The 19,157-nt window shown below is 69.9% G+C and carries 14 protein-coding genes; 6 read left to right on the plus strand and 8 right to left on the minus strand.

What is annotated here, in order from left to right; all coding sequences use genetic code 11:
- Positions 1-15: 15 nt before the first annotated feature.
- Positions 16-2,073: a methyl-accepting chemotaxis protein gene (locus MYSTI_RS32400; protein ID WP_044281886.1), complete on the minus strand. Its 2,058-nt coding sequence runs from the start codon at positions 2,071-2,073 to the stop codon at positions 16-18.
- Positions 2,074-2,194: 121 nt separating this feature from the next.
- Here MYSTI_RS32400 and MYSTI_RS32405 point away from each other — a divergent pair, with 121 nt between their 5' ends.
- Complete coding sequence (locus MYSTI_RS32405; RefSeq protein WP_015352050.1) at positions 2,195-3,223, plus strand: histone deacetylase family protein; 1,029 nt, start codon at positions 2,195-2,197, stop codon at positions 3,221-3,223.
- Between the two features lie 73 nt (positions 3,224-3,296).
- Positions 3,297-5,120, plus strand: coding sequence for an AsmA family protein (locus MYSTI_RS32410; protein ID WP_015352051.1), 1,824 nt, complete (start codon positions 3,297-3,299; stop codon positions 5,118-5,120).
- 22 nt (positions 5,121-5,142) lie between these two features.
- Here MYSTI_RS32410 and MYSTI_RS32415 read toward each other — a convergent pair whose 3' ends face one another.
- Positions 5,143-6,435, minus strand: coding sequence for a threonine/serine exporter family protein (locus MYSTI_RS32415; protein ID WP_015352052.1), 1,293 nt, complete (start codon positions 6,433-6,435; stop codon positions 5,143-5,145).
- 235 nt (positions 6,436-6,670) lie between these two features.
- Here MYSTI_RS32415 and MYSTI_RS32420 point away from each other — a divergent pair, with 235 nt between their 5' ends.
- From MYSTI_RS32420 to pyrF, 3 genes are all read left to right on the plus strand, one after another.
- Positions 6,671-8,170 (plus strand): arylsulfatase, encoded by a 1,500-nt coding sequence (locus MYSTI_RS32420; protein ID WP_201768934.1) that lies wholly within the window; start codon positions 6,671-6,673, stop codon positions 8,168-8,170.
- A gap of 213 nt (positions 8,171-8,383) precedes the next feature.
- The gene (locus tag MYSTI_RS32425) at positions 8,384-9,145 is read left to right on the plus strand and encodes an SDR family NAD(P)-dependent oxidoreductase (RefSeq protein WP_015352054.1); all 762 of its coding nucleotides are present in this window, start codon (positions 8,384-8,386) and stop codon (positions 9,143-9,145) included.
- Positions 9,146-9,173: 28 nt separating this feature from the next.
- A complete protein-coding gene (pyrF, locus tag MYSTI_RS32430; protein WP_015352055.1) occupies positions 9,174-10,028 on the plus strand; it encodes an orotidine-5'-phosphate decarboxylase in 855 nt (284 codons plus the stop codon).
- A 197-nt stretch (positions 10,029-10,225) separates the two neighbouring features.
- Here pyrF and MYSTI_RS32435 read toward each other — a convergent pair whose 3' ends face one another.
- Positions 10,226-12,796 (minus strand): penicillin-binding protein 1A, encoded by a 2,571-nt coding sequence (locus tag MYSTI_RS32435; RefSeq protein ID WP_015352056.1) that lies wholly within the window; start codon positions 12,794-12,796, stop codon positions 10,226-10,228.
- 35 nt (positions 12,797-12,831) lie between these two features.
- Entirely contained in the window at positions 12,832-13,788 is a 957-nt protein-coding gene (locus MYSTI_RS32440) for an RluA family pseudouridine synthase (RefSeq protein WP_015352057.1), read from the minus strand.
- Between the two features lie 44 nt (positions 13,789-13,832).
- On the opposite strand from MYSTI_RS32440, the gene MYSTI_RS32445 reads away from it, so the two are divergent.
- Positions 13,833-15,299 (plus strand): pentapeptide repeat-containing protein, encoded by a 1,467-nt coding sequence (locus MYSTI_RS32445; RefSeq protein ID WP_015352058.1) that lies wholly within the window; start codon positions 13,833-13,835, stop codon positions 15,297-15,299.
- An 87-nt stretch (positions 15,300-15,386) separates the two neighbouring features.
- Here the strand turns inward: MYSTI_RS32445 and MYSTI_RS32450 are convergent, their stop codons facing one another.
- The 4 genes from MYSTI_RS32450 to MYSTI_RS32465 form a co-directional block, all read right to left on the minus strand.
- Positions 15,387-15,971, minus strand: coding sequence for an MOSC domain-containing protein (locus tag MYSTI_RS32450; protein WP_015352059.1), 585 nt, complete (start codon positions 15,969-15,971; stop codon positions 15,387-15,389).
- Positions 15,972-16,006: 35 nt separating this feature from the next.
- On the minus strand, positions 16,007-16,984 hold the full coding sequence (locus tag MYSTI_RS32455) for an MBL fold metallo-hydrolase (protein ID WP_015352060.1): 978 nt from the start codon (positions 16,982-16,984) through the stop codon (positions 16,007-16,009).
- The gene (locus tag MYSTI_RS32460) at positions 16,981-17,934 is read right to left on the minus strand and encodes a DMT family transporter (protein WP_015352061.1); all 954 of its coding nucleotides are present in this window, start codon (positions 17,932-17,934) and stop codon (positions 16,981-16,983) included. The genes MYSTI_RS32455 and MYSTI_RS32460 overlap by 4 nt, the downstream gene beginning before the upstream one ends.
- Positions 17,935-18,001: 67 nt before the next feature.
- Positions 18,002-18,988 (minus strand): GNAT family N-acetyltransferase, encoded by a 987-nt coding sequence (locus MYSTI_RS32465; protein ID WP_015352062.1) that lies wholly within the window; start codon positions 18,986-18,988, stop codon positions 18,002-18,004.
- Positions 18,989-19,157: the final 169 nt, after the last annotated feature.

Consider the following 19,157-nt stretch of genomic DNA (forward strand, 5'->3'; position numbering starts at 1 on the left):
GGCCGCCGTGCACGGCTAGACGCGGAAGCGACGCACCTCGCCTCGGAGGATTTCCGCCTGGCGCTGGAGGTTGTCGATGGCCTCCTCCAGTTGTTTCACGGAGCGCGTCTGGTGTTCGGAGACCCCCTTGATGGTCTCCACCGCCTTGAGCACCTGCTCGCTGCCCTTGGTCTGCTCCTTCTGGGCGCGGTTCAGGTGCGTCACCATCTCGTTGATGCTCTCGATGGAGCGGGTGATCTGCTTGCTGCCGTGCGCCTGCTCCTGGCTGCTGCGCTGCACGTGGGCGGTGAGCGTCTTCATCTTCTCGGCGCTCTTCATGATCTGCTCGCCGCCCTTGGCCTGCTCGTTGGAGGCCTTGGAGATCTGCTGCACCGTCTCGCTGATGCGGTGGATGGAGGCCGTCACCTGCTTGCTGCCGCGCGCCTGCTCCACGGTGGCGCGGGCGATGGCCTTCACCATCTGCGTGGACTTCTGGGTGCTGTCGTTGATTTTTCGCAGCGCCCCTTCCGCCTCACGGCCCAGCTGCACGCCCTCCTCGACGTTGCGCGCGCCCTGGTTCATCACCACCACGGCGTTGCGGCTCTCGTCCTGGATGCTGCGGATGAGCTCGGCGATCTCCTTCGTGGACGCGCCGGTGCGCTCGGCCAGGTCCTTGATCTCCTCGGCCACCACCGCGAAGCCCTTGCCGTGGTCTCCCGCCTGCGCGGCGATGATGGCGGCGTTGAGGGCGAGCAGGTTGGTCTGCTCGGCCACGTCGTCGATGACGTTGAGGATGTTGCCAATCTCGGAGATGCGCCGGCCCAGGCTGTCGATGACGTCCGCCGCCGAGCGGCTGGACTCCTTGATGCGGTCGATGCCGGTGAGCGTCTTGCGCAGCGCCTCCACGCCCGTCTGGGCATCGTCGAAGACCTGCTCGGACAGGCGCGCGGTCTCCTTCGCGTTGGCCTCCACCTGGCCGATGGCCGCGTCCATCTGGCTGATGGCCGAGGACGTCTCCTCCGTCGAGGCGGACAGGTCCTGGATGTTCTTGGCCACTTCCTTGATGGAGAACGTCATCTCCTCGATGGCGCTGGTGGTCTCCTCCACGCTGGCCGCCATGGCCGTGACGTTCTCCGCCACCTCGTCGTTGGTGGCCGCCATCTCCATGATGGAGGAGCTGCTCTCCTCCGCGCTCTGGTAGAGGACCTCCACGTTCTCCGCGATGCCGCGCAAGGACGCCATCATCTGCACCATGGAGGAGGACGTCTCCTCCACGCGCGCCTGGACGGTGCCCGCGCCGGAGGACACCGTCGTTCCCGTGCGGTGGATCTGCTCGATGACGCCCGCCACCACGTCCGACACGCCGCGCACCCGGCCCAGCGTGTCGCGCCAGCTCTGGGCGATGCGGTTGAGCGCCTCCGCCAAGAGGCCCAGCTCGTCGCGCGAGCCCACGTCCACCCGGCCGGTGAGGTCCGCCTCCGCCAGGCGGCGCGCCATGGTCATCATCGCGTCCAGCGGGACGAGGATGAACGCGCGCGAGATGAAGAAGGCCACGACGAGGAACAGCGTCAGGCCGATGCCGAACGCCAGCAGCACCACCTGCCGCAGCGAGGTGACGACCTCCTCGAGCGAGCTGAAGTTCACCGCGACCAGCACCTGCCCCGGGCCTTCCTTCAGCGTCACGGGGCGCGCGGTGACCTTGTTCCCGTTGTCGAAGACGGCGCCATCCAGCGGCGCGCCGGGGTGGCTCTCCATGCGCTCGCGCAGGTTCTTCACCAGCCACGCCTCCGCGGTGGGCGGATGCAGCGCGTGCACCCGGCCGTCCGCGGCGAGCACGGCGATGAGCGAGAAGTCGTCGTCGCGGCCGTGCAAGGTCTCCAGCAGCGCGGGCAGGGAGGCGACGGCGTGGTCCGTCAAGTCGCGCGCGGCCTGGAGCGCCTTGCCCTCACCATGGCTGGTCAGGCGCGTCTCCAGGAAGTCCTCCACCCTCGACGGGACGACGAAGTAGAGCGTCCCGAGGATGAGGGCGAGCACCACGGCGAAGGAGCCGAGCAGGATGCTGCGCAGGCCGGGTTTCTTGAAGCGCGGAGCCAAGGCGAGGCACTGTAGGGAGGGAAACACCGGCAGGGCAAGAACCGGGCGGGAGCCCCTGCCCGCCCCTCGACCCGCCGGGAGCCTGACTTCCCCTGGAATGGATGCGTAGGTTCACCGCCCGATGAAGCCCACCCTGCTGTTGACCGACCCCCTCTTCCTCCAGCACGACCCGGGCGAATCCCACCCGGAGTCTCCCGCGAGGCTTCAGCGCATCCTCGGGGTGCTCGCGAGGGCCCCCGTGCGGGGCACGGTGATGGCGCCTCCTCGCTCGGCGACGGACGCGGAGCTGGCGGCGGTCCACACGCCCCAGCTGCTCGCGCGCCTGAAGGAGCTGAGCGGTCGCCGGGCGAGCATCGACCCGGACACGCACGTCTCCGCCGACAGCGTCGACGCGGCGCGGCTGGCCGCGGGGGCGTCCGTGCAGGCGGTGGAGATGGTGATGGCGGGGAAGGCGCGCAACGCGTTCGCGCTGGTGCGGCCTCCGGGCCACCACGCGGAGCCGGACCGCGCCATGGGCTTCTGCCTCTTGAACAACGCGGCCATCGCGGCGGAGGCCGGACGGAGGCTGGGCGCCGAGCGCGTCCTCGTGCTCGACTGGGACGTGCACCACGGCAACGGCACCCAGGCGGCCTTCTGGGGCCGCCGCGACGTGATGTACCAGTCGGTGCACCAGTTCCCGTACTACCCCGGCACCGGCGCCACGCCCGAGGTGGGTACGGGCGCGGGAGAGGGCTACACCGTCAACGTGGGCCTGCCCGGCGGCAACTCGGACGCGGACTACGGCATGCTGTTCGAGGAGCTGCTGCTCCCGGTGGCCGAGTCCTTCCGGCCTCAGCTGGTGCTGGTCTCCGCGGGCTTCGACCCCCACTACCACGACCCCATCGGCGGCATGGACGTCACGGAGCGAGGCTTCGCCGCGATGTGCACCGCCATGCGCTCGCTCGCCGAGCGCGTCTGCGACGGCAAGCTGGTGCTGCTGCTGGAGGGGGGCTACTCGCTGGAGGGCCTGTCGCAGTCGGTGCACGCCTGCGTCGAGGTGCTCGCGGGCCGCACCGACAGCTTCCCCCCGGGCGACACGCACACGGACGCGAAGGAGGCGCTGGTGGCGAGCCGCGCCGCGCTCAAGCCCTACTGGAGCGCACTGTCCTAGCCCCGCGAGGCGATGCCCCAGCGGCGCGGGCGTGACTACCTCCTGGAAGACTCGCCGTGCCCGGGAGGGGCGCATGTCCAACGGAGCGCCGCCGTCCTCGCGCGAAGCCCCGAAGGCTCGAGCGAGGCGCCGCGGATGGCGCCGTGTCCTGCGCTGGACGCTGGGGGCCTTCGTCCTCTTCGAGGTCCTCATCAACGTGCTGCTCAACGTGGGCTTCGTCTCCGGGCTGCTCAAGCGGGAGACGGAGCGGACGCGCATCGAGTGGAGCAGCGGCTGGTGGCTGTGGCCCGGCCCCGTCCACCTGCGCGACTTCTCCGTGCTCCAGCGCGACGCCGCGACGCTGTGGCAGGTGAAGGCCGAGTCGGTCCGCGCGCGGGTCTCCCTCGTGCAGTTCCTGTCCCGACGGGTGTCCGCGCACGAGGTGGTGGCCCAGGGCGTGCGCGCGTGGGCCCGGCCCGCGCCGCCGCTGGAGCAGCCCGTGACGCACCCGCCCAGCGAGCACCCGTGGCAAATCATCCTGGACAACGTCGAGCTGGAGGACGTGCGCGAGCTGGCATGGGAGCCGGTGCGCTATCTGGGGACAGGCAACGGACGGGGCTCGCTGCACGTCATCGCGGGCCAGCGGCTCACCGTCGACCTGGAGGCGCTTCGCCTCGGCGACGGGCTCCTGGAGATGGAGGAGCGGCGCATGGGCCGGGTGAAGGAGCTCACCGCCGCCGTGAACCTGGACATCCTCCAGCGCCCTCGCGGTGATGAGCCCCGGCACAAGCGCTTCGATGGGACGTTCGGCGCGAAGCTGGACGTCGACGACCTGGGCTGGGTGGGCGCCCTGCTGTCACGCGGGAAGGAGCACCCGCTCCACCTGAGCCAGGGCGCGGGCCACGTGGACGCGGAGGTGCACGTGCGCGATGGCCACTTCGCGGAGGGCAGCCGGGTGGATGCGAGCGGCGCCGCGCTGGAGCTGAAGCTGGGCCCCGCTCGCGTGCGCGCGCCCTGGAGCGTGAAGGGCGCGATGACAGGCACCGAGGGACAGCTCCAGCTGCGCTTCGCGCCCGTCCACCTGGAGGGAGAGCACGGCCGCGTGATGGAGGTTCCAGAGGTGCAGCTCACCCTGCACAGCACCGCCGCCGAGCCGAGCGACAAGCCGCGCGTGGGGTACTCCCTGCACGTGGCGAAGAGCCGCCCGGTGGACTTGAAGATGCTCAACGCGTGGATAGGGAAGACCTTCCACGTGGAGTCCGGTCACGCGACGCTGGAGGGCACCGACACGTCGCCCTCGAAACAGGACTCCCGGGTGAGCCTGCACGCGGAGACGAACCTCGTGGAGGGCAAGTGGTCGGGGATTCGCGTCCTGGGGAAGACGCGGGCCGACGTCGACGCGCAGCGTGTGCGGGTGCACGGCAAGGTCCTGGCGCTGGATGGCACGCGGCTCGACATCGACCATGTCTCCGCGGACACGAAGTACCAACAGATTCGCGCGTGGAGCGGGAGCTTCCACCTGACCCGCGCGCGCTTGAGCCTGGAGCCCGTCGAGCTGGAGGCGGACTTCACCGCGACGTTCGCCAACTCGGCCCCGTTCGTCGCGATGCTCACCACGGAGAAGAAGCTGCCCCGGTTCCTCTCGCCCATGCTGGAGGCCAAGGACTGGCACATCACCGGCCATGCGCGCATGGGTGACGCCGGCCTCCAGCTTCGCGGGCTGCATGCGAAGGCCGAGGGCCTGGAGCTGGAGGGGCGCCTGGACACGGCGCGCGGCTCCACCCACGCGCTCCTCCTCGCGAAGACGGGAGGACTCACGGGCGCCGTCGAGATTGCCCCCGGCAAGAGCCAGGTCCAGCTGAAGGGCGCTCAGCGCTGGTACGAGCAGCGGCTCGCCCAGCCTCCGGGACAGGACTGAAGTCGCGGTCCTTCGCCTCGACTCAGGAGGGAGACTTCGGAGGCCCCTGCTCATTCATCTCGCGCTCCTCCGTGGAGGCCCGCGCGTCGTGCGACAGGCCCAGCATGAAGGCGAAGAGCAGGCCCATCACCAGCTGCAACGCCACGAGGAGCAGGTCGAACGCGCGGGCATCACTCCCCTGCCCCGGGACGCCGAGGAACGCCAGGATGGCCCGCGTCCCGATGAAGCCCGGTGCGAGCTGGAGCAGGCCCGGCATGATGACGGTCGACGAGAGCCGGTCCGGCATGCGGCCATAGAGCTGCCCCACGACGCCCAGCACGAACGCGGAGACGAGCGGACTGCCCTTGTCCCCCAGCACCGTCTTGGTCAGCTCCTGGACGCCCCAGGCCAGCAGCACCGCGCCGACAATCCACGGCATGTCCTTCCGTCTGGCCGTCATGCACACCGACAAGGCCAGGCCGCCCACCGCGATGATGAGGAAGCGCAGCGGATACGGCAGGGCATGCGCCTCCAGCTGGGTGGGGAACGGCAGGAAGAACGTCCACACCGTGGCCGCGGCGGTGATGCCCACGCCGAGCATCAGGAAGCGCAGCAGGCCGTAGGTGAGTCGGGTGATGCCCGCCTCCACGGACTCGCCCACCAGCTCCGCCGCCGCGAGCGTCACCACCATCGCGGGCACCAACAACGTGATGCCTCCGAAGAGCGCGCGCGGCGCATCGAAGGGCGGCAGGACGAAGGTCAGCAGGAAGGCCACCAGCGTCCCCAGGAACGCCGCGACGAAGCTCTTCTGCAGGTCCACGCGCAGCGACTTGAGCGTGCCGAAGTGGATGATGCCCGCGAGAAAGCCCACCACGAAGCCCGCCACCAGCTCCCAGAGCGAGCCGCCCACGCGCACGGCGACCGCGCCTCCGTAGACGGCGTACGCCAGGAAGACGAGCCACTCGGGCCGGTCGCTCCGGGGCGCCATGAGGCGGTCCAGCTCCGCGCGGGCCTGGGCCACGGTGACCTGCTGCTTCTCGATGGCCGACGACAACAGCAGCAGGCCCGCCGAGCGCCGCAGGTTCCAGTGCGGATTGAAGGGCAGCCGGCGGAAGTCGACGCGCCGCTTCTCTCCCGTGCGTGACTCCGTCAGCGCGAGCGTCTGGAGCGTGAAGACATCCACCTCCACGCCCCAGGCACGCGCCGCGCGCCGCACCCGGCTCTCGACGCCGAACGCGGGGACGTACGCCAGATGCAGCGCCCGCGCGAGGTCCAGCAACAGGTCCACCGTGGCATTGTCGGCCGGCTCCGCCGCGGGCTTCGCTCCCTCGCTCATGGCGTGCCGCCCTCCGGGCGAGCGCTCCCCTCGACGAAGCCGCTCTCCGACGGGGAGGTGGGGATGCGCGCCCTCCCCTGGAACCCGCTCGCCGGGGTCGCCGCGTGTCCTCGGGCCGTCACCCCGACGACACGCGCCAGACGGCCCGGCTCTCGGCCCGCCCTCCCGCTCGCCCCACCTTGCCCTCCAGGGTCACCACCTCTACCCGTATTGGACATTCATGCCGGGGGACTCGATGGTCGCCAAGAAGAAGGAAGCCAGGAAGCAGCCCAACATCCTCGTCATCTTCGGTGACGACATCGGCTACTGGAACGTGAGCGCCTACAACCTCGGAGCCATGGGCTACCGCACGCCCAACATCGACCGGCTCGCGAAGGAAGGCGCCCTCTTCACCGACTACTACGCGCAACAGAGTTGCACGGCGGGACGCGCGGCCTTCATCACCGGCCAGTGTCCCTTCCGCACCGGCCTCACCAAGGTCGGCATGCCGGGCGCGAAGGTGGGCCTCCAGCCCGAGGACCCCACCATCGCCGACCTGCTCAAGGCCCGCGGCTACATGACGGCCCAGTTCGGCAAGAACCACCTGGGAGACCGCGACGAGTTCCTGCCCACCGTCCACGGCTTCGACGAGTTCTTCGGCAACCTCTACCACCTCAACGCGGAGGAGGAGCCGGAGAACCCGGACTACCCCAAGGCCCCCGAGTTCAAGAAGCGCTTCGGGCCACGCGGCGTGCTGCGCTGCACGTCGGACGGCAAGGGCGGGCAGACGGTGAAGGACACGGGCCCGCTGACGAAGAAGCGCATGGAGACGGTGGATGAGGAGTTCCTCGGCGCGGCCATGGACTACCTGGAGCGCGCGAAGAAGGCCGACCAGCCCTTCTTCATGTGGTTCAACACCACGCGCATGCACATCCACACGCACCTGAAGCCCGAGTCCCAGGGCAAGACGGGGCTGGGGCTGTACCCGGACGGCATGGTCGAGCACGACGGACAGGTGGGCCAGCTGCTCGACAAGCTCGACGAGCTGGGCCTGTCCGAGGACACCATCGTCGTCTACACCACGGACAACGGCGCGATGACGTGCATGTGGCCCGACGGCGGCATGACGCCCTTCCGCGGTGAGAAGGACACCAACTGGGAAGGCGCCTTCCGCGCGCCGTGTGTCGTGCGCTGGCCCGGCGTCATCGAGCCCGGCACGCAGTTCAACGAGCTGTTCTCCTCGGAGGACTGGCTGCCCACGTTCCTCGCCGCGGCGGGGGACCCGGACATCGTGGAGAAGTGCAAGCGCGGCCACGACGCGAACGGCAAGCACTTCAAGGTCCACCTGGACGGGTACGACCAGACGAAGCTCCTCGCGGGCCAGGGGCCGTCGGAGCGCGTGCAGTTCTTCTACTTCGGCGACGACGGGGAGCTGGTCGCGGTGCGCCACGGGCGCATGAAGCTCGTCTTCGCGGAGCAGAACGCCAAGGGCATCGAGGCCTGGGGTGAACCCTTCACCATCCGCCGCGCGCCGCTCGCCTTCGACCTGCGCGCCGACCCGCTGGAGCGCTCGCAGGACGCGGTGGGTTATCAGGCCTGGCTCATCGACCACGCGTTCTACTTCGTGCCCGCGCAGCAGGCCGTGGCCCAGTTCCTGTCCACGTTCCGCGAGTTCCCGCCTCGCCAGCGCCCGTCCAGCTTCTCCGTGGACCAGGTCGTCGAGAAGCTCGAGTCCGCGCCGTCGGGCCTGCACTGAGCGGCACTGATTCAGGGTGGACCCACGCGCCCCAAGGCCCGTGGGTCCGCCTTGCTTGCGTGCCCTCGTCAACAGCGCGGGGGCGCTCCACCCTGGGAGGTGTCCGGGTGTTCTCGTCGTCGGCGAGGCCCCCGACGAGGCCATGGATTTGTGTCCCCGTTCCGGCGACAACCGTGCGAGAAGCAGCCACGCAGCCAGGAGGACGGATACACCATGGCGGAGATGAGCTACCGGACGGCGCTGGTCACAGGGGCTTCGAGCGGCCTCGGCAGGGGCCTCGCGCTGTGGTTGGCCAAGCGCGGCCTCCGAGTGTTCGCCGGGGGACGCCGCATGCCGCAGCTCCAGGCGCTCGCCGCCGAGGCCCAGGCCGCTGGCGCGACGGTGGAGCCGGTGGAGATGGACGTCACGCAGGTGGAGGCCACTCGGGAGCGGCTGCTCGCACTCGACTCGGAGTGTGGTGGGCTGGACCTGGTCATCGCCAACGCGGGCGTCGGCGGTGTCACGCATGGGCGGCGGATGGAGTGGGACCCGGTCCGCGCCATCATCGACACCAACGTCACCGGTGCCGCGGCCACGCTGACGGCCGTGTTGCCGCTCATGGTGGAGCGGCGGCGCGGACACCTGGTGGGCATCTCCAGCCTCGCGGCGCACCGAGGGCTCGCGGGACACGCGGCGTATTCGGCGTCCAAGGCGTTCCTCGCCACGTTCCTGGAGAGCCTGCGCGTGGACCTGAGCAGCACCGGCGTGCGCGTCACGTGTGTGTTCCCGGGCTTCGTGAAGAGCGAGATGACCGCCAACAACGCCTTCCCCATGCCCTTCCTGATGGAGACGGACGCGGCCGTGGAGTTGATGGGCGCGGGCATCCTTCGAGGGGAGACGGAGCTGTCCTTCCCGTGGCAGCTCGCCCTGCCCTCGCGGCTGGCGAAGGTGCTGCCCAACCCGATTTTCGACGCCGCCGCCCGACGGCTGCGCTGACTTCTTCCCCTGCCCAGGAGATGGAACGGTGACGTCCCCTCAGCCCTTTGCCCAGCGCTTCGCCCGCATCGCCGACGAGCGCTCCCCGTTCTGCCTCGGCGTCGACCCGTCGAAGGACCTGCTCGCGCGCTGGGGGCTGCCCGACACCGCGAAGGGCCTCTCCGACTTCTGCGAGCGCATCTTGGAGGCGGCCGGTGACAGCGTCGCGGTGGTGAAGCCGCAGAGCGCGTTCTTCGAGCGCCACGGCCCCTCGGGACTCCTGGTGCTCCAGTCGCTGATGTATCGCTTCAAGGATGCGGGGACGCTCACGCTGCTCGACGTGAAGCGCGGTGATATCGGCACCACCATGGACGCCTACGCGGAGACCGTCTTCGGCGCGGGCAGTCCGTATGAGGCGGACGCGGCGACGTTCACCGCGTACCTGGGCCTGGGCGCGCTGGTGAAGACGCTGGAGCGCGCGCGCGCGTCCGGTGCCTGTGCGTTCGTCGTCGTGCGCTCGTCGAATCCGGAGGGGACGGCGCTCCAGACGTCCACGGGCGCGGATGGGCGGAGGGTGGCGGAGGCCCTGGCGGATGGACTGCGCGAGTTCAACGAGAAGTCGGGCCCCGGGGTGCTGCCCGCGGGCGCGGTGATGGGCGCCACGCTGCCCGACTCGGACCGAGGCGTCGTCGAGCGGCTGGGCGGCGCGCTCATGCTCACGCCCGGCATCGGCGCGCAGGGCGCGGGCTTCGACGACCTCAAGCGCCTGTTCGCCGGACGCGAGGCGCAGGTCATCCCCACCGCCACGCGCTCCGTGCTCGAGGCGGGGCCGGACCTCGCCTCGCTGCGCGCCGCCATCGAGCGCCACGTGGAGCCCGCGCGCCGCTTCCGCTCGGGAGCCTGAAGCCCACGCACTGCTTCCGCTCGGGAGCCTGGCGCCCGCGCCACTCCGGGCTCGCCGCATTCGTGCGGCCCTGCGCGCCACGGGGTGCTTCCGCGCAGGGCGTGAGCCCCAACGCCCGCGCCCTGAAATGAATCGGGCCCCGCGACCTCTCGAGAGAGAGGCACACGGGGCCCGAAGGGCTCACACCTTCGGCCGTGCTACTGCGCGCCCATCATGAACTGGTCCACGTCGACCGTGTTCTTGTCGGGCACGGCGTCCTTCGGCTCGGTGCCCTTCTTGAAGAACATCAGCTCGGAGTTCTTCGAGCCCGCGGGGGCAATCTTCCCCGTCTTCTTGTCGATGTGCAGCCGCACCAGGTCCATCGACTGCCACGGGAAGAACTCCGACTGAGGCCGGCCCTCCAGCCCGCGCTTCATGTAGTTGAGCCAGATGGGCAGCGCCGCGCGGCCACCCGTCTCGTAGCGGCCGAGCGGATGCGGGTTCAAGTCGTAGCCCACCCACGCCACCGTCACCAGGTCGCGCGTGTACGCGGCGAACCACGCATCGAAAGAGTCGTTCGTCGTCCCCGTCTTGCCCGCGGCGGGCTTGCCCAAGCGCGTCGCCGGCCCCCCCGTGCCCTGCTGCACCACGCCGCGCAGCAGGTGCGTGAGGATGAAGCCGACCTCGGGGCTCATCACCTGCTCACCCGGCTCGAACAGGCGCGCGTAGCCCGCGGCCACGCGGTCCTGGAGCGGCGCCCACGCATCGTCGAAGGCCGTGTGGTCCTCCAGCGTGCGGCCCCAGCGGTCCTCCACCTTGCGCACGAAGTACGTGGGCTTCTTGCGGCCGTAGCGGTTGAACGTCGCGTAGGCGTTGGCCAGGTCCACCGGGTACACACACGACGAGCCGAGCGCCGCGGAGAAGTCCATGTTCATGGGCGTGGAGATGCCCAGCTTCGTGCTCCACGCCGCCATGTTCTTCACGCCCACCGCGCCGAACGTCTTCACCGCGGGGATGTTCATCGAGTTCACCAGCGCCGTGCGCAACAGCACGTCACCCACGAACTCCTCGCTGTAGTTCTCCGGCTTCCACGACACCTTGTTGTCCGGGTCGTGCTCGACGATGGGCGAGTCCACGATGATGCTGGCCTCCGTCCAGTTGAGCTGCTCCAGCGCCGCCGAGTACACGAACGGCTTGAACGCACTGCCCGGCTGACGACACGCCTGGAAGGCGCGGTTGAACTCGTTGTCGTCGAAGTCGTACCCGCCCACCATCGCCGTGAGGTACTGGCGATGCGGGTCCACGGAGACGAGCGCGCTCTGGGCCTCGGGGGTCTGCTCCAGCCGGAAGAGCTTCACGCCCTCGTCCGGGATGTCCGCGGCGAGCCCCTTGTCCCACTGCTCCTTGTCGTCCGTGAGGTCCTTCTTCGTCACGTGGCGCACCACGACCAGGTCGCCCACGGTGATGGCCTTCTTCACCGACGAAATCATCATCGCCGGGTAGTAGCCCTCCGGGTTCACCTTGCGCGCCCAGCGCATGCCCAGGAGCGGCAGCCGCGCCGCGTGCGGGCCCACCTGGATGTCCGCGCCCTTGCCGTCCGAGTCGATGGCGGTGACGGCGGCCACGTACAGGCGGCCCTCCACCAGCGCCTCCTTGCCCAGGGCCCGCTTCGCCCGCTCGATGAACGCCTTGAGCGCCTCCGGCCCCAACTGCTCCACCGGCCCACGCCACCCCTGGCGCTTGTCCAGCGACAGGAGCCCGTCCATCACCGCGTCCTGCGCGGCGCGCTGGCGCTCGCTGTCCATGGTGGTGAAGACCTTGAGCCCCTCCTTGAGCAGCGCCGGGTTGCCGTAGCGGTCCACCACGTCCTTGCGCACCTGCTCGACGAAGTACGGCGCGAACTCGTGGAACACGTCCTCCACGGGGTACACGTTCACCGCCTCCGCGTTGGCCGCGTCGTGCTCGGCCTGCGAAATCATCCCTTCGGTCAGCATGCGGCGCAGCACGTACGCGCGGCGCTTGCGAGCCGCGTCCGGACGCAGGAACGGCGAGTAGCGGCTGGGCGCCTGCGGCAGACCCGCGATGAGCGTCATCTCGCCCAGGGTCAGGTCGCGCACGTCCTTGCGGTAGTAGTTCTCCGCCGCGCTCTGCACGCCATAGCTGTGGTGCCCGAGGAAGACGTTGTTCAGGTAGAGGTAGAGAATCTCCTCCTTCGTCAGCGCCTCCTCCAGCCGCCGGGCGAGGATGGCCTCGCGAATCTTGCGCTTGAGCGTCTTCGCGGTGGCCGACTTGTAGCCCTCCGCGGAGATGAGCACCGCCTTCGCCGTCTGCTGCGTCAGCGTGGAGCCACCCTGGATGCCGCCGGAGCGCAGGCCCAGCTTCGCGCCAATGGTCTTGAAGGCCGCGCGCGCGGTGCCCAGCACGTCCACGCCGAAGTGGTCGAAGAAGCTGGAGTCCTCGCTGGCGATGAACGCCTGCACCAGCCGCTTCGGAATCCGCTCGTAGGGCACCACCTTGCGGCGCTCGTTGTAGAACTCGCCCGCGAGCACCGCGTCGTCGGTGTAGACCTCGGTGACGATGGGGGGCCAGTACTCGTCCACCTTGGGGATGGCCGGCAGCCCTTCGGCGAACACGTAGTACAGGCCCACCAGGCCCAGCGCGGCCGCCGTGCCGCCCGTCAGCGCCAGCCAGCCGGCCAGCTTCAGCAGCACCTTCCACCAACGCGTGGGGGACACCCCCTCCAGCACCAGCTTCGAGCGGCCGCGGTCAGTCGTCTTGGAGTCGGACATACGTGTGTTGAAACCTCGCGGGCGACGACGGGTCCTCAGGGCAGCAACGCGGCCCGCTTGAGCACATCCCGGAGCTCGGGTGGGAGTGCGGCCTCCACGGCCACCTTGCCACTGCCATCCGGGTGGGGAAACTCGATGCGCTCGGCGTGCAGGAACAACCGCTTGAGCCCCCAACGCGCCTGCACATCGCGGTTGTAGGCGAAGTCACCGTACTTCTTGTCCCCCAGCACCGGGTGGCCGATGGCCGCCAGGTGCCTTCTTATCTGATGGGTGCGCCCCGTCTCGATGGCGCAGGACAGGAGCGCTGCGTCGCCCGACTGCTTGACGACCTTCCAGCGGGTGAGCGCGTCCTGCATGTTCACCCCGCGACGGGCCTTGGACTCGGCCGTCTGTTGATGCTCGGACAGAGGCAGGTCGATGACCCCGGACTCCTTGGTCATCTTCCCCTTCACCAGGGTGAGGTAGCGCTTCTTGGAGAGCCCGTGGGTGAAGACCTCCGTGAAGTGCACCATCGCCGGGCGGCGCTTGGCCACCAGGATGACGCCGGAGGTCTCCCGGTCCAGCCGGTGGGCGGGGGAGGCGGTGAAGTCGTTGCGGACGGCCTTGGGCCCCAGGTAGGCGCGCACGTAGTCCACCAGGGTGCCCCCGGTGATGCCGCTGCCGGTGTGGACGGCCATGCCGCTGGGCTTGTTGACGGCCATCAACCAGTCGTCCTCGCGCAGGATGACGAGCTGGCTGGGGTCCACCGGAGGGGGGGGACGGTCCACTTTCGGACGGTCCTCACCCCGGAGTGTCTTCTCGTCGCCTCGGATGGTGAGCACGTCGCCCTCCGCGAGCAACTGCTCGGGCTGCGCGCGTTTCCCGTTCACCCGCACCTTCTTGGTGCGAATCATCTTGAACAGGTGGCTCACCGGAACGGTGGGCAGCCGTTTGCGCAGGAGTTTGTCCAGGCGCATCCCGGCGGTGTCGGTCTCGATTCGGTACTCGATCATTTGTGCTGGCGCGCGGACCAGACCATACGAATAATCCCGGGTCCATGCCGAAAGCCCCCAGTATCGAGAAGCTCCTCCAGAACGGGTCGGCCGAGTGGAACCGACTGCGCAAGGGCGGTCAGGTCCCGACCGAGCACACTGGCGCCACCTTCACGCAACTTTTCTCCGCCAACGCGGACCTGTCGGGCCTAGGGCTCGTGGGGTCCGAGTGGGAGCGGTGCGATTTGTCCAAAATCAACTTCCGGGACACGGACCTGTCGAACGCCTATTTCCATGGCGGGCGGCTCCAGGACTGTGACTTCCGGGGGGCGAACCTCGAGGGCGCCACCTTCGAGAAGCTGAAGCTCCTGCGCTGTGACTTCACGGGCGCCAAGGGCTTGGACGATATGGAGATGGACGACGTGGATATGGACCGCGTCGTCGGTCTGGACGGGGAAGAAGCCCCGCCGCCGCCTCCGCCGCCCGCCCAGGGAATCACCGCGTTCACCCGTGAACAGCGCGAGAAGGCGCTGGGCGTGCAGGCGAACGCGCTGCTCATGGGAGAGCCCGCCGCGGAGGAGTTGCCCCCGTTCAAGCCCCAGGACCCCCCTGGCTCCCTCTTCTTCCGAGGCCTGAAGCGCCTGGCCATGCCCCCGCTCTGGGTGCTGGACGTGCCGGGGCTGAGGCCGCTGGTGCCCCAGCGGATGCCTCCGGGCAGCTCGCTGGAGACGCTCTACCGCGAGGCGGTGAAGACGCGGCTGGAGAACAAGAAGCCGATGGCGGACCCGGCGGTGGTGGACAAGGCGCAGAAGTCGCTGCGCATGGGTGCGAAGGACGCCAACGTGGCGGCCATGTACCTGCGCGAGGTCGGCGTGCTGCCCCTGTTCCGCTTCGCCACCGCGCAGGTGTTGAAGGGTGCGCTGCGTGAAGAGGTGGAGGTGGATGACCTGACGGGCTCCATCGACCCCCGCACGACGGGCGCGCTGCTGGAGCTGCGGCTGACGCACGAGGTGGTGGAGCACCTGCAGGAGGCCCGGCGGCGCCTGTCGGCGACGCAGCTGTACACGGCGCTCCTGGAGGCGGGCTTCAGCCCGGACAACAACTGGGACGAGGCGCTGGAGTCGAGCGAGGCCGCGCTGGAGCTGGCGCAGATGGCCACGGGCGACAACCGCGACGCGCTGTTCGAGGGCTTCCAGGTCTTCGCGGCGCTGCCCGAGGAGGCGCGTCTGCGCCGCCTGGCGTACCTGGCCGAGTCGGTCACCAACCTGGAGCTGGTGAGCCGGATGCCGGAGGGCATGGAGCCCTCGTGGCTGAACGGGCCGGAGACGCGCGAGTGCCACGAGCGCGAGATGACCTACGTGCAGTCGCTGAAGGCGGAGGACATCCCGTCGAAGGTGGCGGCGCTGGCGAAGGCGGAGCTCGGCGTGCCCGAGGGTGAGGTCCCCGAGGAGAGCGACGGCGACCTGTTCATCCACCTGCGCTGCGACGTGTGCGGCAAGGAGAAGCTCATCGTCCAGTCACCGGACGAGTGAGCCCGCGCGAGAGCGCGTAAGGCCCCCGGGGCCGCTGGAGTCCTCACGAGGGACTCGGGCGGCCCCGTGGTGTTTCATGAGACAGGCTCACTCGACGGGCAGCACGTAGGTCACGGGCTTGGGCAGCATCACCTGGACCTCGTCGCCCGCGCGGATGATGCCGGGCCGGTCCACCCAGGCCACCAGGCCGCGACGCTCGAATGCGGCCTTCACGAAGCGGCTCGCGAGCTTCTCGTGGCCTGGATGATGTGACTCGATGACCTTCCCCGGCCCGGTGCAGGGGTCGTTCTCCCCTTCCACCGCCAGCACCGCGTCCCCAGGGAAGAACACGCGCGAGCCCGGCGGCAGCTGCGTCAGCCGGGGGATGCCGACGAGCTCCAGGTTCGCGCCCAGCCATGACGCGAACAGCTCCGGAAGTCCCAGCGTCTCCGCCACCTGCGCCAGCTCCTCCGACGACACCAGCGAGAGCTGCCGCGTGTTCCGGATGGGCGTGCCCTTCGGATACCAGGGCGTGCGCACGTCGGCTGGTCGCGTGTGCCCCGCATGACGGTCTCCCTCGATGCCCTCGAAGGTCAACGGCACCTCGGCCACCTCGCGGGTGACGAAGGTCTTCTTCTCGGTGCACACCAGGACGCGGACCACGCGGCCGACCAGTCTCGGAGAGCGAGCCATGGCTTCGTTCTACTCCGATTCCTGCTCGCGCCGCTTCACAGCAGCGCCAACTGCTGCGGCTTGCCCCCCAACGGCCGCGCATCCACACCCGCGTCCCGCAGCGCCTGCGCCAGCTCCTCCGCGAACCCGTGACACGTCACCACCTCGGACGCCCCCGTCGCCTTCACGTAGGCCATCAACGAGGGGAAGTCCGCGTGGTCCGACACCGGGAACGCCACGTCCGCGCCATACCGGCGCGCGGCCCCCGGGTCCAACGCCCAGCCCGTCAGCACCGCCGTGCCTCGCGGCCACAGGTGCGACAGCGCCCCGCTCCGCACCTGGTGCGGAGGGAAGAACAGCACCTCGCCCGGCTCCACCTTGCCGGTGAAGAGGCGCACGTTGTCGATGGGCACCCCCAGCTCCGCGTAGAGCTTCACCACCTCGTGGATGGACGAGTGCGCCACCAGCGAGAAGCCCCGGCTCGACAGGTACTTCATCGCCTCCTGGCTCTTGCCCAAGGGGTAGCCCAACAACACCGGCACCGCGTCGCGCGCCCACTGCCGACGCACCCACGCCTCCACCTGCCCGAACACCTCGGCGCGCGGCGGGAAGCGGTAGCGCGGATGGCCGAAGGTCGACTCGATGACCAGCGTGTCGCACTCCGCCACCTCCGTCGCCTCGGCCGTGAGCGACGGCACCACGTTCAAGTCGCCCGTGTAGACGATGCGCCGCCCATCCGCGCGGATGACTCGCAGCTGCGCGCTGCCCAGGATGTGCCCCGCGGGCAGGAGCTCCAGCACCAGCGGCCCCAGCTCGAACGGACGTCGGAACGGCGCGGCCAGCGGCGCGCTCACCGGCCCCAGCCGATGCTCCATGAACCGCAGCGTCGCCACCGTGGCGATGGTGCGCTCATGCCGCGCGATGTGGTCCGAGTGCCCATGGCTCACGAAGCACAGGGGCGACTTGCGCTTCGCATCCAGGGACAGGAGGGTGCCCGACAGGTGCAACCCGTTTCGCCGCAGCTCCACGCTCATCCCGCCGCCCGCACTCCCTCGTGTCGTGACTTCCACCAGGCCCACGCCGGCCCGCCCAGCTCCGCCACCATCACCCCGAGGAAGATGAGCCCACCGCCCACCATCTCCGGCGCGCCCAGCACCTCGTAACCGAGCACCACCGAGCACAGCGTCGCGAACACCGGCTCCAACGCGCAGATGACCGCCGCGCGCACCGCCGACGTCCGCGCCTGCGCCCACGTCTGGATGCTGATGGCCAGCGCGCTCGGGAACAGGCCGCACACCAGCACCGCCGTCACCAGCGTCGGATGCCACTCCACCCTCGGCGTGGTGAAGGGCAGGAACGCCGCCGACAGCAACGACACGCCGCACAACTGCACCGCCACCATCCCCAGCACGCCGTCCTTCGACGCGTAGCGCTCCGTGAGGGTGATGTGCGCGGCGTACGCCACCGCGCAGGCCAGCGTCAGCAGCACACCCTCGGACAGCCACCCGCCGCCCTCGCCCGCCGAGGGGTGCGTGAGCAGGAACAAGCCCACCACCGACAGGAGCACGCCCGTCCACGCGGCCTTCGTGGGCATGCGCCGGAACACGAGCATGGACAGCAGCGGGACGAACACCACGAACATCCCGGTGATGAACGCGGAGCGCGAGGGCGTGGTGAACGTCAGCCCCCACGTCTGGAGCGCGAAGCCCAGGAACAGGAAGACGGCCAGCAGCGCGCCATGGCGCAGGTTCGTCCGAGTGAACATCCGCCGGCCCGCCACCAGGCTCAGCGCCAGCCCGCCCACGCCGAAGCGCAGGGCCACGAAGCTGAACGGGTCCGCGAAGCTCAGCGCGTCCTTCACCACGACGAAGGTGACGCCCCAGATGGCGGTGATGAACAGCAGCGCGCCATCCGCCTGGAAGCCCTTGAGCCGCTCCAGACGGGATGATGCGCCGCCCATGCTGCCTGGAGTGGAGATGCTCATGGAGGTCCTCGCGGCGGGGGGCGGATGCTTTTGACTCACCCAGGCCCCTCACGCAACCTCCGTGAATTCAGGGCGCGGAGTCCCGCTGGAAGACAATCAAGCGCTTGGTCGACCCCGCTGCGTCCCAGGCCTCGTTCGTCTGGTTGGTCAGCTCCGCGGAGGCACGCTGGAAGCCCAACCCTTCGAACGTTCGCAAGGACGCATCGTTGTCCTCGTCCACGTCCGCCTGCACACGCGGCTCGCCCTGCCGGTGCGCTTCCGTCAACAGTCGGCCCACCAACTGCGTGGCCACGCCCATCCTCCGCGCCTGCGGCGCCACCACGAGCGAGCGCACCCAGACGCCATCCAGCGGCAAGCCCTCTTCCCGGTACGAGTCCATCCACGCGAAGCCGTGCAGCCGGCCCTGGGTGTCCAGCGCGCCCACGGCGGCGCCTCGGCGCTCCTGGGCGTCACGGCCCCAGCGGTCGCCCAACTGCCGCCGCAAGAAGGTGGGAGACACGGACAGCCGCTCTCCGGCGAAGGTGAGCAGCACCTCCAGGTCCACGGGCCGCAGGAGCCTCACCTCGAGCGGCCCCACCAGGTGGCGCCGCAACGGCTTCGACCAGCCTGAGAAGAAGAAGTCCCTCACGGCCCGATAGATTAGCCGGGTCCGGCGCTGGCCCCATGCTGTCGCCAGACCGCGCTGTGCCACCCACAGCGCGGGGCTCAAGGGCCTGGGCAGCGGCACCAACCACCGGCCCCGCCGCAGCGACACCACGCGCCCCAGCAGCGCTCCACCGGGACGTGCGCCCGTGCCCAGCAGCGTCGTCGTCATCCAGGGCTGGGTGGACACCACCACCTGCGCGGTGAGCCGGGTCCCCTGCCGCACCAGCGCGATGTCGCCCGCGGAGATGTCACCCGGGCCACAGCGCAGCACGCGCACGGCATCGCCCTGACGCAGCAGGGGCGCCAGGTCCCGAGTCACCCCGCGCACCCACAGCTTCTGCCCGAGCGGCAGCGCCTCCAGCACACCCTGCAGGACCTCCGAGGAGGAGGCCGTCTTCCGCGGCGGCACGCGCCACCTCCAGGGAAGTCCGGCCCGACACGAGCCTTCCCTGTCGCTCGTGCGGCGGAATGTAGCCCTTCCCTTCTCCCACACCAACCGACGCGAGCGCGGGGGCGGGTCAGCCCCTATCGCCCACGCGCTGGGCCCGATAAGACGGGTGCGCCACCCGGCCCGGAGG

Origin of the sequence: Myxococcus stipitatus DSM 14675, from assembly GCF_000331735.1 — a bacterium.
Classification (GTDB): Bacteria; Myxococcota; Myxococcia; order Myxococcales; family Myxococcaceae; genus Myxococcus; species Myxococcus stipitatus.

What these genes read in the sequence shown, in the direction of transcription:
- MYSTI_RS32425 (WP_015352054.1), top strand. Translation starts at nt 8,384, where the DNA reads ATGGCGGAGATGAGCTACCGGACGGCGCTGGTCACAGGGGCTTCGAGC.
- MYSTI_RS32440 (WP_015352057.1), bottom strand. Translation starts at nt 13,788, where the DNA reads ATGATCGAGTACCGAATCGAGACCGACACCGCCGGGATGCGCCTGGAC.
- MYSTI_RS32415 (WP_015352052.1), bottom strand. Translation starts at nt 6,435, where the DNA reads ATGAGCGAGGGAGCGAAGCCCGCGGCGGAGCCGGCCGACAATGCCACG.
- MYSTI_RS32450 (WP_015352059.1), bottom strand. Translation starts at nt 15,971, where the DNA reads ATGGCTCGCTCTCCGAGACTGGTCGGCCGCGTGGTCCGCGTCCTGGTG.
- MYSTI_RS32455 (WP_015352060.1), bottom strand. Translation starts at nt 16,984, where the DNA reads ATGAGCGTGGAGCTGCGGCGAAACGGGTTGCACCTGTCGGGCACCCTC.
- MYSTI_RS32420 (WP_201768934.1), top strand. Translation starts at nt 6,671, where the DNA reads ATGGTCGCCAAGAAGAAGGAAGCCAGGAAGCAGCCCAACATCCTCGTC.
- MYSTI_RS32435 (WP_015352056.1), bottom strand. Translation starts at nt 12,796, where the DNA reads ATGTCCGACTCCAAGACGACTGACCGCGGCCGCTCGAAGCTGGTGCTG.
- MYSTI_RS32405 (WP_015352050.1), top strand. Translation starts at nt 2,195, where the DNA reads ATGAAGCCCACCCTGCTGTTGACCGACCCCCTCTTCCTCCAGCACGAC.
- MYSTI_RS32410 (WP_015352051.1), top strand. Translation starts at nt 3,297, where the DNA reads ATGTCCAACGGAGCGCCGCCGTCCTCGCGCGAAGCCCCGAAGGCTCGA.
- MYSTI_RS32445 (WP_015352058.1), top strand. Translation starts at nt 13,833, where the DNA reads ATGCCGAAAGCCCCCAGTATCGAGAAGCTCCTCCAGAACGGGTCGGCC.
- MYSTI_RS32460 (WP_015352061.1), bottom strand. Translation starts at nt 17,934, where the DNA reads ATGAGCATCTCCACTCCAGGCAGCATGGGCGGCGCATCATCCCGTCTG.